Origin of the sequence: Robiginitalea sediminis, assembly GCF_002198115.1 — a bacterium.
GTDB lineage: Bacteria > Bacteroidota > Bacteroidia > Flavobacteriales > Flavobacteriaceae > Robiginitalea > Robiginitalea sediminis.
On sequence record NZ_NGNR01000001.1, the window covers coordinates 1,169,728 to 1,185,916 of the forward strand.

General features: G+C 55.1%; 14 protein-coding genes. All 14 read left to right on the forward strand.

Annotated features, from left to right (window positions below; translation table 11 throughout):
* The first annotated feature begins 36 nt into the window (after positions 1-36).
* The 14 genes from ruvA to CA832_RS05285 all read left to right on the forward strand — a co-directional run bounded on the left by ruvA (position 37) and on the right by CA832_RS05285 (position 16,166).
* The gene (gene ruvA / locus CA832_RS05220; protein WP_088340766.1) at positions 37-618 is read left to right on the forward strand and encodes a Holliday junction branch migration protein RuvA; all 582 of its coding nucleotides are present in this window, start codon (positions 37-39) and stop codon (positions 616-618) included.
* A 5-nt stretch (positions 619-623) separates the two neighbouring features.
* Complete coding sequence (gene sov / locus CA832_RS05225; RefSeq protein WP_088340474.1) at positions 624-7,802, forward strand: T9SS outer membrane translocon Sov/SprA; 7,179 nt, start codon at positions 624-626, stop codon at positions 7,800-7,802.
* A 106-nt stretch (positions 7,803-7,908) separates the two neighbouring features.
* Positions 7,909-8,289, forward strand: a complete 381-nt coding sequence (gcvH, locus tag CA832_RS05230; RefSeq protein ID WP_088340475.1) for a glycine cleavage system protein GcvH — start codon at positions 7,909-7,911, stop codon at positions 8,287-8,289.
* Positions 8,282-8,680, forward strand: a complete 399-nt coding sequence (locus CA832_RS05235) for a VanZ family protein (protein WP_143542336.1) — start codon at positions 8,282-8,284, stop codon at positions 8,678-8,680. The genes gcvH and CA832_RS05235 overlap by 8 nt, the downstream gene beginning before the upstream one ends.
* 54 nt (positions 8,681-8,734) lie before the next feature.
* Entirely contained in the window at positions 8,735-9,439 is a 705-nt protein-coding gene (locus tag CA832_RS05240; protein WP_088340477.1) for an energy transducer TonB, read from the forward strand.
* Positions 9,440-9,654: 215 nt separating this feature from the next.
* Positions 9,655-10,557 carry a heme o synthase gene (cyoE, locus tag CA832_RS05245; protein WP_088340478.1) on the forward strand — a complete coding sequence of 301 codons (903 nt, stop codon included), beginning with the start codon at positions 9,655-9,657 and terminating at the stop codon, positions 10,555-10,557.
* A complete protein-coding gene (locus tag CA832_RS05250; RefSeq protein ID WP_088340479.1) occupies positions 10,554-11,141 on the forward strand; it encodes a cytochrome c oxidase subunit 3 in 588 nt (195 codons plus the stop codon). The genes cyoE and CA832_RS05250 overlap by 4 nt, the downstream gene beginning before the upstream one ends.
* A gap of 93 nt (positions 11,142-11,234) precedes the next feature.
* Positions 11,235-12,209, forward strand: coding sequence for a cytochrome c oxidase subunit 3 (locus CA832_RS05255; protein ID WP_088340480.1), 975 nt, complete (start codon positions 11,235-11,237; stop codon positions 12,207-12,209).
* Between the two features lie 31 nt (positions 12,210-12,240).
* The gene (locus CA832_RS05260; protein ID WP_088340481.1) at positions 12,241-12,624 is read left to right on the forward strand and encodes a cytochrome C oxidase subunit IV family protein; all 384 of its coding nucleotides are present in this window, start codon (positions 12,241-12,243) and stop codon (positions 12,622-12,624) included.
* 69 nt (positions 12,625-12,693) lie between these two features.
* Positions 12,694-13,311 carry a hypothetical protein gene (locus CA832_RS05265; protein WP_088340482.1) on the forward strand — a complete coding sequence of 206 codons (618 nt, stop codon included), beginning with the start codon at positions 12,694-12,696 and terminating at the stop codon, positions 13,309-13,311.
* A gap of 35 nt (positions 13,312-13,346) precedes the next feature.
* Positions 13,347-14,078: an SCO family protein gene (locus tag CA832_RS05270; protein ID WP_088340483.1), complete on the forward strand. Its 732-nt coding sequence runs from the start codon at positions 13,347-13,349 to the stop codon at positions 14,076-14,078.
* Entirely contained in the window at positions 14,068-14,604 is a 537-nt protein-coding gene (locus CA832_RS05275) for a DUF420 domain-containing protein (RefSeq protein WP_088340484.1), read from the forward strand. The genes CA832_RS05270 and CA832_RS05275 overlap by 11 nt, the downstream gene beginning before the upstream one ends.
* 3 nt (positions 14,605-14,607) lie before the next feature.
* On the forward strand, positions 14,608-14,817 hold the full coding sequence (locus CA832_RS05280; protein ID WP_088340485.1) for a hypothetical protein: 210 nt from the start codon (positions 14,608-14,610) through the stop codon (positions 14,815-14,817).
* Between the two features lie 104 nt (positions 14,818-14,921).
* Positions 14,922-16,166 carry an ABC transporter permease gene (locus CA832_RS05285; RefSeq protein WP_088340486.1) on the forward strand — a complete coding sequence of 415 codons (1,245 nt, stop codon included), beginning with the start codon at positions 14,922-14,924 and terminating at the stop codon, positions 16,164-16,166.
* Positions 16,167-16,189: the final 23 nt, after the last annotated feature.

Genomic DNA, 16,189 nt, shown 5'->3' on the forward strand with positions numbered 1-16,189 from the left:
CCCATGGCGGCCGGGACCGGACCAAAACCCAATCCCATGATTGACCACCTAAATGGCAGACTCGTAGAGAAACACCCGACCCACCTGGTGGTGGAATGCTCCGGCGTGGGGTACTTTGTGAATATTTCCCTGAACACCTATGGAAGCCTCCCCGAGGGAGAGCAACTGCGGATCTATACCCATTTCCAGGTACGGGAGGATGCGCATATCCTGTTCGGATTCAGTACCCTGGCAGAGCGGGAAATATTCCGCCTGCTCCTCTCGGTAAGCGGGGTAGGTTCTTCCACAGCGCGCACCATGCTTTCCTCCATGACGCCCGCCCAGGTCCGCGATGCCATTGTTTCGGGCGATGTCCCTGCTATTCAGTCAGTTAAGGGTATCGGATCCAAAACGGCTCAACGGGTGATCCTCGATTTGAAGGACAAGATTTTGAAATTATACGACCTGGACGAAGTTTCCCACAAAACAGACAATACAAACAGAGAAGAAGCGTTATCTGCTTTAGAGGTTCTCGGGTTTGCCAGAAAGCAATCGGAAAAGGTTGTGGACAAGGCACTCAGTAACGACCCGGGCCTGAGCGTAGAGGGCATTATTAAGCATGCGCTTAAAAATCTGTAAAAAGTTTGAAAACAGGGGCTTCAGCATTTTACACTGCTTGGCGTAAACCGTTTTTTTTTCTGACCCTTCTTTTGCTCGGTGTATGGAGCACCGCGCAGGGGCAGGATACGGAGACGCCGGCCGATTCGGTGCGCACGGGGTTTTCCCTGGGGCGCATTGAACTGCCGGACCCCGGAAGCATTGTTTCCAAGTACACCTACGATCCCAACCTGGACCGGTACATCTACACCGAGTCGGTTGGGGATTACGATATTTCATATCCTGTTATCCTGACCCCGGAGCAATACCTGGAACTGGTCCGCAAGGAGGATATGAAATCCTATTTCAAGGAGAAGATCGATGCCTTCAGCGGGAAGAAGGCCGGCAGTGAGGAGGCCCGCAAGAACCTCCTGCCCAACTTTTACGTCAACAACAGTTTTTTTGAATCGATTTTTGGCGGGAACACCATTGAAGTAATCCCCCAGGGATCCGTGGCCATGGACCTTGGCGTGATCTGGCAGAAGAACGACAACCCGGCCCTTTCCCCCCGTAACCGGACCAACCTGGCCTTCGATTTCGACCAGCGCATCAGCCTGAGCCTGCTGGGCCGGATCGGGGAGCGCCTGCAGGTAACCGCCCAGTACGATACCGAGGCCACCTTCGATTTCCAGAACCTGATCAAGCTGGACTATACTCCTACCGAGGACGACATCCTCAGGAAGATAGAGGTGGGTAACGTAAATATGCCCCTGAACAGCTCCCTGATTACCGGGGCCCAGAGCCTCTTCGGGGTCAAGACCCAACTGCAGTTTGGCCGGACCACCGTAACGGCGGTCTTCTCCGAGCAGCGGTCCCAGAACAATACCGTTGTGGCCCAGGGGGGCGGAACCCTGAATGAATTCGAGCTCACGGCCCTGGACTACGACGAGGACCGGCACTTTTTCCTATCCCAGTACTTCCGCGACCAGTACGACGAGGCCCTGGAGAATTATCCCTATATCACCAGCCAGGTACAGATTACCCGGTTGGAAGTCTGGGTGACCAACCGCAGCCAGCAAACCCTAAATGTGCGGAATGTGGTGGGGATCCAGGACCTGGGGGAGGCCCTTCCGGATCAGACCCGGATTGGCCGACAGGGTGGGGACCCGGCCGGTTTTTTCAACGTTTCGGCCACGGCGGGCAACCTGCCCAGGAACGCCGCCAACGACTACGACCCGGCACAGATTGGGAGTGGGGGAGTCCTGACCCAGGCCGTTCGGGATATCGCCACGGTAGACAACGGTTTCCAGATTCCCGGAGGGTATACCGCCAACCAGGGGTTCGATTACGCCATCCTGGAAAACGCCCGCAAGCTGGACCCGGGCCGCGACTATACCCTGAATTCCCAATTGGGTTATATCTCCCTGAACCAGCGCCTGAGCAATGACGAGGTCCTTGCGGTGGCCTTCCAGTATACTTTTAACGGGCAGGTATTCCAGGTAGGGGAGTTTGCCAACGGGGGGTTGGATGCCACCACGGTAAGCCCCGGCGCCCAGGTCGAGATCAACAACAATACCCTGGTGCTGAAACTGCTCAAGAGCAATATCACTAACGTGGGCGATCCCATCTGGGACCTCATGATGAAGAACATCTACGCCACCGGTGCCTTTCAACTAAGCCAGGAGGATTTCAAACTCAACATCCTGTACTCGGACCCCACCCCCAGGAACTATATTTCCCCGGTAGACCCCAATGCAGGCTGGCCCAATACCCCAAAACCCCTGCAGGAACGGATCCTTCTGGATGTGTTCAACCTGGACCGGCTTAACGTGTATAACGATGTGCAGCCGGGTGGGGACGGGTTCTTCGATTTTGTGCCGGGCATCACGGTCAATACCCAGAACGGGCTTATCATCTTCACCAAGGTGGAGCCTTTCGGGGAATTCCTCTTCGATTTGCTGGGAGGGGGGAACTACGAAGTGGCAGACGATGCAGGCTACAACGTAAACCAGCAGAAGTACGTATTCCGCAACCTCTATACCCAGACTAAGGCGGCCTCCCTGGAGGATGCGGAGAAGAACCGCTTCCGCCTGAAGGGGCGCTATAAGTCCGAATCTGCGAACGGGATCCCCATAGGCGCCTTCAACGTGCCTCAGGGGTCGGTCCGGGTGACCGCCGGGGGGCGCACCCTGCTGGAAAATGTGGACTATACCGTCAACTACGCGGCCGGGACCGTGCAGATCCTGGACCCCAGCCTGCAGGCTTCCAACACCCCCATCAATATCTCGGTGGAAAACAATGCTGTCTTCGGGCAGCAAACCCGACGGTTTTCAGGGGTCAATGTGGAACACCGCTTCAGCGAGAACTTTATCCTGGGCGGAACCCTCCTGAACCTGAACGAACGGCCCCTGACCCAGAAGGCCAATTTCGGGATAGAGCCTGTTAACAACACCATTTTCGGCCTCAATGGGATTTTCTCCACTGAGGTACCATTCCTGACGCGCCTGGCCAATAAACTGCCCAACATAGACACGGACGTGCCCTCCAACGTATCGTTACGGGGGGAAGTGGCTTTCCTGAGCCCCGGTTCCCCGAAGAACGCCGATTTCCGCGGGGAGACCACCAGTTACCTGGACGATTTTGAAGGGGCCCAGGCCCTGATCGATATCCGCTCCTCCTTGGGGTGGACCCTGGCCAGTACCCCCCTGGAATTCCTGGACGAAGGGGAAAGCGACCTGGCAACGGGATATGAACGCGCCAAGATGGCCTGGTACACCATCGACCCCATTTTCTATACCAACCAGCGCCCGGCCGGGATTTCCGATAACGACATCTCCCTGAACGCTACCCGGCGGGTGTTCATCGATGAGGTTTTTCCGCGGATCGACATTGCCCAGGGGCAGACCACGGTGCAGAACACCCTGGATATCGTCTACTATCCCAACCTGAAAGGCCCCTATAACGCCAACCCCAATTTTGAAACCGAGCCGGCCACCGACAAGTGGGCGGGGATTATGCGCCCCCTGACCAGTACGAATTTTGAACAGGCCAACGTGGAGTTTATCCAGTTCTGGGTCCTGGACCCCTACGTAGACGGGCAGGCCACAGGGCCGGGGGAACTGGTGATCAACCTGGGGAACATCAGCGAGGATGTGCTGCAGGACGGCCGCAAGCAATACGAGAATGGCCTTCCGGGTACCAACTCCAACGACCTGACCACCGGGACGGTCTGGGGGACGGTCCCCGCCACCCAGGCCCTGGTGTATGCCTTCGATGCCAACGAAGCCAACCGTTCGCTTCAGGATGTCGGTTTCGACGGCCTGGACGATGCGGGGGAAGCGGCCCAGGGGTATAACGGGCCGGTCTCGGACCCTGCCCTGGACAACTACGTCTATTACCTGAACCGCGATGGCGACATCCTGGAGCGCTACCTGGATTTTAACAACACCCAGGGCAACTCCCCGGTTGCGGTAACCAATACAGACCGCGGCAGTACGACCCTGCCCGACGTGGAAGATGTGGACCGGGACCTCACCATGAATACGGTGAATTCCTATTTTGAATACCGCATCCCCATCCGCCCGGGAATTTCCGTGGACGACCGCTATGTGACCGACATCAAGGAGGGGGTAACACCCACCCTGCCCAACGGGGACCAGCTCAACCGGCGCTGGATCCAGTACAAAATCCCGCTGAGCGATTTTACCGATGCCATCGGAGGTATTACCGATTTTCGCTCGGTGAGTTTTATGCGGATGTACCTGACGGGCTTCGCCGACCCGGTGGTCCTGCGTTTTGCCACCCTGGACCTGGTCCGGGGCGACTGGCGGACCTACACCCGCTCATTGCAGGCCAACAACGATAACCCGGACGACGACGGGACCCAGATCGACGTCAACGCCGTCAACATAGAGGAGAACAACGCCCGGGTACCGATTCCCTATGTCCTGCCTCCCGGGGTGTTCCGCGAACAGCTTAACAACAACAACACCATTGTAAGACAGAACGAACAGTCCCTCTCCTTCCTGGTCGAAAACCTCGAGGCCCAGGACGCCCGGGGGGTATTTAAAAACGTCAATATGGACATGCGCCAGTACGAGCGCATCAAGATGTTTATGCACGCCGAGAAGGTGGTGGAGTCCGACCCCTTCCTGGACGGGCAGTCCCTGGTTGGGTTTTTGCGGATCGGGACGGACTTTTCCGAGAACTACTACCAGATAGAGGTCCCCCTGGAATTTACGCCTTTTTCGGCTGTCACGGCCGAACAGGTCTGGCCGGCGGCCAATGAGCTGGACCTGGCCCTGAGCGACCTGAATAAGGTAAAGTCTTTGGCGATTGCCAACCAGACCCTTGGGCAGGCAACCTATTACGAGGTCGTCGATGGCCAGCCGGTGGAGGTTGCGGAATTCGCACCCCGCCAACCCGGACGGCTCCGCATCGGGATCCGCGGGAACCCCTCTTTGGGGAGCATCCGCAGCATGATGGTAGGGGTGAAGAACATCGACAATATCCCATTGCGGGCAGAGGTTTGGTTCAATGAGTTGCGCCTCGCCGGGTTGGACAACCAGGGTGGGTGGGCAGCCATTGCGGCCCTGGATGCGAATATGGCGGATTTCGCCAACGTTTCGGCCACGGCCAATACAAGTACTTCAGGCTTTGGGGCCATAGACCAGATGCCCAATGAACGGGCCCGGGAGGATGCCATTGGGTACGATATGGTCACCAATGTGGAGCTGGGGATGCTTTTCCCTCAGAAATGGAACCTTCAGATCCCATTTAATTACGGGATTTCCGAGCAATTGATTACCCCGGAATTCGACCCGGTTTACGACGACTTAAAACTCGAGGACCGCATCGATGCCGCGGCCAATGCCCAGGAGGCCGATGCCATCCGCGAGCAGGCTGAGGATTACACCAAGCGCACCAGCATCAATTTTATCGGAGTGCGTAAAAACCGTGGAGAGGAGGCGGAGGCCAATTTCTTCGACGTGGAGAACTTCACCTTCAACTACTCCTATAACGAAACCCGCCACCGCGATTTTGAGATCGCCAGCCTCCGGGACCAGAACGTCCAGGCCGGAGTGGTGTACAATCATAATTTCAAACCGGCCCCCTTTGCACCATTCGCTAAGAACGATTCCCTTTTCCGGGGCGAATACCTCAGGTGGCTGAAGGATTTTAACTTCAACCTGCTGCCCACCAGCATCTCGCTCCAGTCCGACATCAACCGCCAATTCAACCAGCAGCGTTTCCGGGACGTGTTGGAACCGGGGGTGGATGCCCTCGAACTCCCGTTGCTGCAGCAGCGCAATTACCAGTTCAACTGGCAGTACAACCTGAACTACGCCATTACCCAGGCCCTTCGGGTGCAACTTACCGGGTCCAACAACAATATTATCCGCAACTATTACGAGGAGTTCGGCAACCCGTTTTCGACCATTCTCGAAGACCGCACATTGTGGGACGGGTTCTTCAACATAGGGGAACCCAACCGGCATAGCCAGCAGCTTACCCTGAATTACGAATTGCCGCTTTCCAAGATCCCCATCCTGGATTTTATCAATGCTCAGTACACCTACACCAGTAATTTCGACTGGCAGCGCGGGGGGGATGCCTTAAACCTGGCCGTCGCCAAAGCGCAGAACCCGGGCGTCCCGGAAGAGCAGCTTACCCTGCCCTCCATCAACACCATCCAAAACGGGAGTACGCATACCCTGACGGCGGCCCTCAGTATGCAGCGCTTCTACGACCGCATCGGTCTGAAAAAGCGGGATGGCAAAGTACCCACTTCGGGAATCGCACCGCCCCGCACGGACAAGGCCGGGAACACGCGTGAAGGGGAAGGCGCCGAAAAGACCGGGAAAACCAGCAAAGGGTTCAATGCCCTGGTCGATTTCCTGACCATGGTGAAGCGGATCAACGTAAACTACAGCCAGAACGACGGTACCGTCCTGCCGGGATATACCCAGTCCATAGGCTTTATCGGGACCACCCGACCCACCCTCGGGTTTGTGTTCGGCAGCCAGTCCGATATCCGTTTTCTGGCCGCCCGCAATGGCTGGCTGACCAATTTCAATGCCTTTAACGAACAGTTTGTGCAGCGGGCCAACCAGGAACTCAATATTACCGCCACCGCCCAACCCGTGCCGGAACTGACCATAGACCTGATTGCCAACCGGCAATACGCGGAAACCCTTCAGGAGAATTTCGAGGTCACGGACGGGGAGTACATCCCTCAGGCCCCCAACACGTATGGGAATTTCAGTATTTCCGCCATGATGCTTGGGACGGTCTTCTCCAAAAGCGATGAGCTGGGCTCGGAAGTATTCGAGACTTTTAAGGAGAACCGCCTGATTGTTGCCAACCGCCTGCTTGCAGACCGGGGCGGGGCAGATGAGGGGGTCGATGCCGACGGGTTCCCCATCCGCTACGGAAAAACCCACCAGGATGTGTTGCTGCCGGCCTTCTTTGCGGCCTATTCCGGGCAGGATGCGGGCCGTGTGAATCTGGATGCCTTCCGGCAGATCCCCATTCCGAACTGGAACATCAAGTACACCGGGCTGATGAAGAACAAATGGTTTAAGAAAACCTTCAAGCGCTTTTCCCTACAGCACAGTTACCGGGCGGTCTATACGGTCAATAATTTCCAGACCAACCTGGAGCGCTACCAGCTGATTCGGGAAGGGACGCGTCCCATTGAGGCCGAAACGCTGGATATCATGCCGGAGAATGTCATCACCAATGTGGTGCTCAGCGATGCCTTTAACCCCCTGGTTCGGGTCGATTTCGAAATGCAGAATTCCCTGAGTATCCTGGCAGAGGTGCGCACCGACAGGGCCCTCTCGCTGAGCTTCGACAACAACCTGCTCACCGAGATTAACGGGAAGGAATATACAGTTGGGGTAGGGTACCGGATCAAGGATGTACAATTCGTAACCCGGATAGGGGGCGAACGCACCCGCCTGAAAGGGGACCTGAACCTCAAGGCAGACGTGAGCCTGCGGGACAACATCACCATTATCCGGAACCTGGACATCGACAACAACCAGATCACCTCGGGCCAGAACCTGTTCTCGGTGAAGTTTACAGCAGACTATGCCCTGAGCAAGAACCTGAACGCCCTGTTTTTCTACGACCACACCTTTTCCCAGTTTGCCGTTTCCACAGCCTTTCCGCAAACCACCATCAATACCGGGTTTACCCTCCGGTACAACTTCGGGAATTAAGCCTTTCCAGCCCGTTGGGCAGGAGCTTCTAAAATTGGGGTTGGGAGGTTTGGCGCTTCCCGGGGGAATACGTTACATTTGCGGGAATGACTAATTCCGTATTCTAATGAATATCCCATCCGAACTTAAATACACCAAGGACCACGAATGGGTCCGCATCGAAGGCGACACGGCAACTGTGGGGATCACCGATTTTGCCCAGGGAGAACTGGGGGACATCGTCTACGTAGAAGTGGACACTCTGGATGAAACCCTGGACCGGGAAGAGGTTTTTGGGACCGTGGAGGCGGTGAAAACCGTTTCCGACCTGTACCTGCCCCTTAGCGGTGAGATTGTCGAGTTCAATGAGGTCCTGGAAGAGGAGCCCGAAAAAGTAAACGCCGACCCGTACGGGGAAGGCTGGATGGTTAAAATCAAACTCAGCGACCCTTCGGAAGCAGACGACCTGCTTTCCGCGGAAGATTACAAAGCCCTTATTGGTGCGTAAATGGGTCTTTAGCCTGCTTTTCCTGGTGTGGATGGCTCTGGTCACAGCGGCCTCCCTGCTCCGGATGGAAGATGTGGGCCCCGAGGCCTTTGAAATACCCTACGGCGATAAGCTGGGCCACTTCCTGTTTTATGCGGTAGCCATGTTCCTGGCGCTAATGGCCCTTGGCGAATGGTTACGGGGAAAGATGGGTTTTCGCCGCGCAGCTGCAACGGCCTTTGCAGGGTTGCTGGCTTACGGCCTCCTGATGGAAGGCCTGCAATGGGCCATGCAGGCGGGAAGGTCGGCCGAATGGGCAGACGTGGTGGCCAATAGTCTGGGTCTGGTGGCGGGGCTTTACTCAGCCAAAGGGGCCTTTCACTCATTGAGGGGACTAAATTGGCCGGATTAATTGCATATTTCACAAAAGAATAGTTAAATTAGCGAGCATCAAATTGACGATAACATGGAATTGAAAAAGAGTCCGAAAGCCGACCTGAGAAAGAACAGCAGCCTGTACTTTGTGCTGGGTCTGGCCGTGGTGATGGGGCTGGTCTGGGTAGCCCTGGAATGGAAAACCTACGACGAGGCGAATGATTACGACATCTCCATGGATGTTGAGGAACTGCTGGACGAAGAGGTGCCGATGACCGAACAGATCAAAACCCCTCCGCCCCCTCCGCCTCCTGCTGCCCCTGAGGTAATTGAGGTCGTTGAGGACGAGGAGGAAGTGGAAGAGACGGTTATCGAATCTACGGAAACCAGCCAGGAAGAAGAGATTATCGAAGTAGAAGACGTCGAGGTTGAAGAAATCGAGGAAGATATAGAAGTGCCCTTTGCAGTCATTGAGGACGTGCCGGTTTTCCCCGGGTGCGAAAGTGCCGGAGACAAAAAGGCCTGCTTTAACGAAATGATGCAGAAGCATATCCGCAAGAACTTCCGCTATCCTGAAATTGCCCAGGAAATGGGAATTCAGGGACGGGTAGCCGTAATGTTTACCATCCAGAAAGACGGAAGCATTGGCAATATCCGCCTCCGTGGCCCGGATAAAAACCTGGAAGCTGAAGCACGTCGCATTATCGAGAAACTGCCGAAGATGACCCCGGGAAGGCAACGTGGGCGTCCGGTACGCGTACCGTTCTCCATCCCGATTATGTTTAAGCTTCAGTAAGCGCTTTTCGAAGTATAACAAAGGACCCCGGCCCACAGGCCGGGGTCCTTTGTTTAAGGATAATGCGCTATACGGATTTTGCCTGTATCCCCGTACCTGTTCGCTATACAGTCCCCATCCACTTTCTATTGGATTGACCTGTCGGGATTTCCGCAAAAAGGACGTTGGAAAGAAGCAGGTCGGTCCGTATCTTTGCACGCCGACAGGAAACGTGTATGAAATCCGCCACCGGGGCTGTCCGGGCTAGTGCCCTCCAGACAGCCTATTCCGACTTTAAAGAGATCACCAAGGCCAAACTGGCTTTAAGTGTGGTCTTCTCGGCCGTGGCCGGCTATTTCCTGGGGGCGGAAACCCCCGGTCTCCAACCCCTGGCCCTGCTCGTAGTGGGAGGGTATTGTATGGTAGGAGCCTCCAATGCCTATAACCAGGTCATTGAACGGGAACTCGATGCCCTCATGCACCGGACCCGCCACCGACCTATCCCCTCGGGCCGCATGAAAGTCCCCACGGCCCTTATTATTGCCATCCTTATGACCCTTGCAGGTGTGGCCATGCTGTACCAGCTCAACCCGCGTACTGCACTGTTCGGCGCCCTGTCCATTTTCCTGTATACCTGTGTGTATACGCCCTTGAAGACCATTACCCCCCTTGCTGTATTTGTAGGGGCCCTGCCCGGGGCTATCCCCTTTATGCTCGGGTGGGTGGCGGCCACCGACGATTTTGGCATAGAACCGGGGACGTTGTTTATGATCCAGTTTTTCTGGCAATTCCCGCACTTCTGGGCCCTTGGCTGGATGTTGGACGAAGACTACCGCAGGGGTGGGTTTAAAATGCTGCCCACCGGGAAAAAGGACACGGGAACGGCAGTACAGATTATTATGTATACCATTTGGATGATTGTGATCTCCATCATCCCCGTTTTTGGCATAACCGGCAGGCTTTCCCTTACCGTGCCATCGGCTGTGATTATTTTCCTGATGGGCCTGGTCATGCTGTGGTTCGCCCTGAGGCTCTACGAGAAGAGAGACCGGCAGTCTGCACGGAGCCTGATGCTGAGCAGCGTTACCTACATCAGCCTGATGCAAATCGTATATGTAGCAGATAAATTCCTCTCATGAAGAACGATACCGTGAAAACACAGAAAGAAAACCCCCAGGCGCGCGCCCAAAAGATGATGCTTTGGTTTGGCATTGCCAGCCTTCTGATGACCTTCGCGGGCTGGACCAGTGCCTACATTGTGAGCAGCACCCGGGAAGATTGGCTGCGCGATTTCCAGTTGCCCGGGGCCTTTTGGGTCAGTACCGGGTTGCTCCTGGCCAGCAGCCTGACCTATTGGCTGGCGGTTCGCGTGGTCCGGGCCAATAACCAGCAGTCTGGCCGGCTCCTGCTGGGTCTTACCCTCCTGCTGGGGGTAGCCTTTATCGTTTCCCAGTTTATGGGGTTTTCCGAAATGGTCGGGTACGGGTATTATTTTACCGGCCCCACCAGCAGCGTGACCCTTTCCTATATCTTCCTGATTGCCGCCGTGCATATCCTGCACGTGGTGGCCGGGATTATCTCCCTGCTTGTGGTGATCTACAAACAGTTTCGCGGGCGTTACGGCCCGGGCCGCATGCTGGGGATGGAACTCGGGGTAACCTTCTGGCATTTCCTGGATTTGCTGTGGCTTTACCTGATCCTGTTCTTTTATTTCTACCGCTGAATCCGGTGCGGACAAATGCGCGGAAACAGGGCTTTTGAAACAGATAAAAAAATGTATTTTTGCTAAAATTCTCTTAACACCCTAATTGAATCTATGGAATCAACGGTAACGACCGGTACGGAAGGCAGAGTTTGGGGAGGCGGTAACCGCCCGCTCGGGGCCAGCTACGGAAAATTGATGATGTGGTTTTTCATCGTTTCCGATGCGCTTACCTTTTCCGGATTTCTGGCCTCCTATGGCTTTTCCCGATTTAAGTTTATCGAAACCTGGCCGATTGCCGATGAGGTTTTCACCCACGTGCCCTTTTTCCATGGGAATTTCCCCATGTACTATGTGGCCTTTATGACCTTTATCCTCATCATGTCCTCGGTGACCATGGTACTCGCGGTAGATGCCGGTCACCGGATGATGAAAAACCGGGTGATCCTCTACATGTTCCTGACCATCATTGGGGGTGCAATCTTCGTGGGTTCCCAGGCCTGGGAATGGGCTACCTTTATCCGCGGCGACTACGGCGCAGTGGAAACCCGGGGCGGCCGGATCCTGCAGTTTGTTAAGGCCGACACCGGGGAACGCGCAGCCCTGGCAGATTTCGCGGTTTCCCTACCGGAGACCCGCGAAGCCCACCAGAGCAGTAAGGGGCTTTGGTTCGAATCCGAAGGCAGCCTGCCGAGTTATTCCCTGGAGGAAGTAGCAGAAGGCCTTCGTGCCAACCCGAACATCCTGATCCGTACGGAGCAACTGAATGAGGCCGGGGAGAAAACCGTCCTTAACCGGGAAGAGTCCCTGCAGAAAATCAAGGATGGCCGCCTGGTAGTGGAAGGTGCGAACCTGATCCGCAACGAATACGGCAGCCGCCTGTTTGCCGACTTCTTTTTCTTTATCACCGGCTTCCACGGCTTCCACGTTTTTTCCGGGGTGGTGATCAACGTGATCATTTTCTTCAATATCATCCTGGGCACCTACGAGCGCAGGGGACATTACGAAATGGTGGAGAAAGTGGGGCTTTACTGGCACTTTGTGGACCTGGTATGGGTCTTCGTATTCACCTTCTTTTACCTGGTATAATTCTAACGCACGCAAAATAAGACCTGTTTAAATGGGACACGATCATAAACTCGAAATATTCAGGGGGCTGCTCAAGTTCAAGTCCAATACCCAAAAGATCTGGGGCGTCCTGATTTTCCTCTCTATCGTAACAGCTATAGAAGTAGCTCTGGGGATTACCAAGCCGGAGTTCCTGACGGATAATTACTTTATCGGGATGAAGCTCCTGAACTGGATCTTTATCATCCTGACCCTGGTGAAGGCCTATTATATTGCCTGGGACTTTATGCACCTTCGGGATGAGAAAGCTTCCCTGCGCCGGGCCATTGTCTGGACACCGGTTTTCCTGGTGGCCTATCTGGTGTTTATCCTCCTCTTTGAAGCGGATTACATTTACAATGTCTGGAAGGACGGGTTTATGGCCTGGAACTTCTAAGGGAAAATAAAGCATTTGGAAAGACGGTCTTACGGCCGTCTTTTTTTATTTTTGTACTCCCGTTTGCTCATGAAAAAGACAGTTGTTCTTTCGGTCTTATTTATCCTCCCCCTGGTGGTGTACCTCTTCTTTGCCTCGGGGGTAAACCGGTTTGGTCGCCTGCCGGTACTCAGTGGGCCTGTGGCTACCCTTCAGGACTTCGGGACGCAGGAGCAGCTTCAGGGCAAGATTACCATCCTGGGGTTCCTGGGCACGGATATCGACAACAAAAAGGGTGTGGCCTTTAACCTGAACCAGAAGATCTATAAGCGGTTTTACGAGTTTACGGATTTCCAGATGCTCATGGTGGTTCCCAAGGGTTCCGAAACGCAGGTAGAAGGCCTGAAGAAGGAACTCGCAGCTTTTACAGACCTGAAAGGCTGGCGGTTTGTCTATGGTGATAGCGGGGAAATACAGCACCTCTTCCAAAGCCTTGGGACCAACCTGAACCTGGACGCATCCGGTGCCAGTCCCTATGTTTTTATTATCGATAAGGACCGAAACCTCAGGGGGCGCTCCCAGGACGAGGATGAGGGACTGAAGTTTGGGTTCGATGCCACCTCTGTGGCAGACCTGAATAACAAAATGGTAGACGACGTTAAGATAATCCTGGCCGAATACCGGCTGGCCTTGAAAAAAAACAGGTAAGCTCACGCCCGGGCGGGCAGGGGTAGGACAATGCCATGGCAGCAAAAAAGAAATACAACTATATCTGGGTCGGAGCTGTGATCCTGGTTTTCGGGATCATTTTCGTCCCGGAGATTATGGAACGTCTCGGGCGGGGAGCCGTAGTAGAGCGGGACCGCATGAGCAATGCCCCCCTGGAGTACATCACCCTGAACGGGGAGCGGCGCAAGGCACCGGCCTTTACCCTGCTCAACCAGGACAGCCTGATGATTTCCGATGCCGATTACAGGGGCAAAGTATACGTGGCTGAGTTTTTCTTTACCACCTGCCCCACCATTTGTCCGGTGATGACCCGGAACCTGCTTACCCTGCAGGAGGCTTTCGGGGACCGGGACGATTTTGGGATCGCCTCCTTTACCATCAACCCCAGGTACGACACTCCGGCCGTGCTAAAGGCATATGCCGAGCGCTATGGCATTACCGATATGGACTGGCACCTGCTTACAGGGTCTCAGGACAGTATTTACGCCCTGGCCAATGCGGGGTATAACATCTTTGCGGCTGAAATGCCCGAAGTGCCCGGCGGGTTCGAGCACTCCGGCCTTTTTGCCCTTATAGACAAGGAGGGGTATATCCGCTCTCGCAAGGACGATTATGGAAACCCCATTGTATACTACAGGGGCGCCATTACTCCGGGGCAGGAAACCAACGAGATTGGGGAAACCGAACAAATCAGCATCCTGCTGGAAGATATTGAGAAACTTTTGGAAGCACCTTATGGGAACTGAAAGCACGCAGAAAGAACGCCTTTTTAACCGATGGATCTGGATTATTTCTATCGCTATCCCGGTTGTGGTGGCCATCCTCTTCGGGGTGAAGATCCCGGGGGCTGAACCCCTTGGTTTTTTACCTCCTATCTACGCCACAATCAACGGGCTTACGGCCGTCTTGCTGGTAGCGGCCCTCTGGGCCATCCGCAACGGTAAACGCCGGACGCACCAGAACCTGATGGGCACCTGTATCGGGCTGTCCCTGCTTTTCCTGGTCATGTATGTGGTATACCATATGACCTCCGAATCTACCCCCTACGGTGGGGAAGGGTTCCTCCGGTTGCTGTACTATTTTATCCTGATCAGCCATATCCTGCTCTCCATAGCTGTCGTACCCCTGGTATTGCGGACCTATGCCAAGGCGTACCTCTCGGATTTTGCAGGGCACCGCAAACTGGCGCGCATCACCTTCCCTATTTGGTTTTACGTGGCGGTAAGCGGGGTAGTGGTCTACCTGATGATCTCACCCTATTACCCCTATTAGGCCATGAAAAAGACCCTGCCGCTACTGGTATCCCTCTTTTTTGCAGCCCCGGCTGTGCAGGCCCAGTGCGCCATGTGCCGTGCCGTCCTCGAAAGTGGGGGAGACAACGCAGTGGCCGAAGGGATCAACAACGGGATTGTGTACCTCATGGCCATCCCCTATATCCTGGTTGGGGCCATCATCTTCCTGGTGTACCGGAAGCTCAAGTCCTGAAACTTTAACATATTTTCCCGAACTGCCGGTGTAACAAATGACTGGCCCTGAAGTCTATTAGATAGGCCTGCAGGCTTTTCATCAAATCAAAAAACACCAACCCCATGTTCGACATAGAACGATGGCAGGAGATTTTCGATACCATTCGAAAAAACAAGTTGCGCACCTTCCTCACGGGTCTCTCCGTTGCCTCCGGCATCTTTATCCTGGTAATCCTTCTCGGCTTCGGCCAGGGAATGCGCAATGGCATTGCCCATGAGTTCGAACAGGACGCGGCCACCTCGGTCTGGGTATGGCCGGGGATGACGTCCATGGAGTACAAGGGGATGAACCCGGGCAGGCGAATCCAGCTGCGCAACGAGAATTACGAAAACTGGGACCAGATGAACCGGGAGAGGATCGAATTCAGCTCGCCCCGGAATTTTGTCAATGGCATATCGGTAACCTACGGAAACGAAGCCCTGGTTTACGGGGTGCAGGGGGTTTCTCCCCAGTTCCAGTTCATCGAGAACGCCAAAATGAGCGAAGGCCGTTTCCTGAACCAGACCGACCACGACAATACCGCCAAGGTGGTGGTTATCGGCCAGAAAATCCGCCAGGATGTCTTCGGGAGCCTGGAGACCCCCATTGGGGAGTATATCGACATCTCCGGCCTCCCGTTCAAAATAGTGGGGGTTTACAAGGAGCAGGAGGAGCGGGAGGAAGAACGGATGTATATCCCGCTCAATACCGCCCAGAAAGTCTTTAACGGGGGAGACCGCATCAACAACCTGGCCTATACCCTGCCGCCGGCCGAAACGTTCGACCAGGCTGTTGCCGAAGCCGTAGCCTTCAAGGACCAGTTGCAGTCGTACCTGCAGCAGGCGCATACCGTGGCCCCGGAAGATACCAGCGCCATCCAGGTCTGGAGCGCCCTGGAGGAGGCTAAGCGCTATTACAGCCTCACCAGAAACATTAAGCTCTTTTTCTGGTTTGTCGGGATTTGTACCATTATAGCCGGGGTAGTAGGAGTGAGTAATATCATGCTGATCGTGGTCAAGGAACGCACCCGGGAAATCGGGATCCGCAAGGCCCTGGGCGCCAAGCCCTGGTCTATTGTGGGGATGATTCTGCACGAAGCCATCTTCGTTACCGCCATCTCCGGATTCCTTGGGCTCATTTTCAGTATGGGGCTCCTGGAGCTGGTTGGCCCGCATGTGGAGGTGGACTACATCATGAACCCCTCGGTAAACCTCAGCGTGGCCCTCTCCACGGTTGCCGTGCTTATCCTGGCAGGGACCATAGCGGGCTTTTTCCCGGCCTGGCGCGCGGCCAATGTACAGGTCATCACAGCCCTGCGGGATGAATAATAACAACGCCATTTACAAACCGA

What these genes read in the sequence shown, in the direction of transcription:
- ruvA (WP_088340766.1), top strand. Translation starts at nt 37, where the DNA reads ATGATTGACCACCTAAATGGCAGACTCGTAGAGAAACACCCGACCCAC.
- gcvH (WP_088340475.1), top strand. Translation starts at nt 7,909, where the DNA reads ATGAATATCCCATCCGAACTTAAATACACCAAGGACCACGAATGGGTC.
- CA832_RS05240 (WP_088340477.1), top strand. Translation starts at nt 8,735, where the DNA reads ATGGAATTGAAAAAGAGTCCGAAAGCCGACCTGAGAAAGAACAGCAGC.
- cyoE (WP_088340478.1), top strand. Translation starts at nt 9,655, where the DNA reads ATGAAATCCGCCACCGGGGCTGTCCGGGCTAGTGCCCTCCAGACAGCC.
- CA832_RS05250 (WP_088340479.1), top strand. Translation starts at nt 10,554, where the DNA reads ATGAAGAACGATACCGTGAAAACACAGAAAGAAAACCCCCAGGCGCGC.
- CA832_RS05255 (WP_088340480.1), top strand. Translation starts at nt 11,235, where the DNA reads ATGGAATCAACGGTAACGACCGGTACGGAAGGCAGAGTTTGGGGAGGC.
- CA832_RS05260 (WP_088340481.1), top strand. Translation starts at nt 12,241, where the DNA reads ATGGGACACGATCATAAACTCGAAATATTCAGGGGGCTGCTCAAGTTC.
- CA832_RS05265 (WP_088340482.1), top strand. Translation starts at nt 12,694, where the DNA reads ATGAAAAAGACAGTTGTTCTTTCGGTCTTATTTATCCTCCCCCTGGTG.
- CA832_RS05270 (WP_088340483.1), top strand. Translation starts at nt 13,347, where the DNA reads ATGGCAGCAAAAAAGAAATACAACTATATCTGGGTCGGAGCTGTGATC.
- CA832_RS05275 (WP_088340484.1), top strand. Translation starts at nt 14,068, where the DNA reads ATGGGAACTGAAAGCACGCAGAAAGAACGCCTTTTTAACCGATGGATC.
- CA832_RS05280 (WP_088340485.1), top strand. Translation starts at nt 14,608, where the DNA reads ATGAAAAAGACCCTGCCGCTACTGGTATCCCTCTTTTTTGCAGCCCCG.
- CA832_RS05285 (WP_088340486.1), top strand. Translation starts at nt 14,922, where the DNA reads ATGTTCGACATAGAACGATGGCAGGAGATTTTCGATACCATTCGAAAA.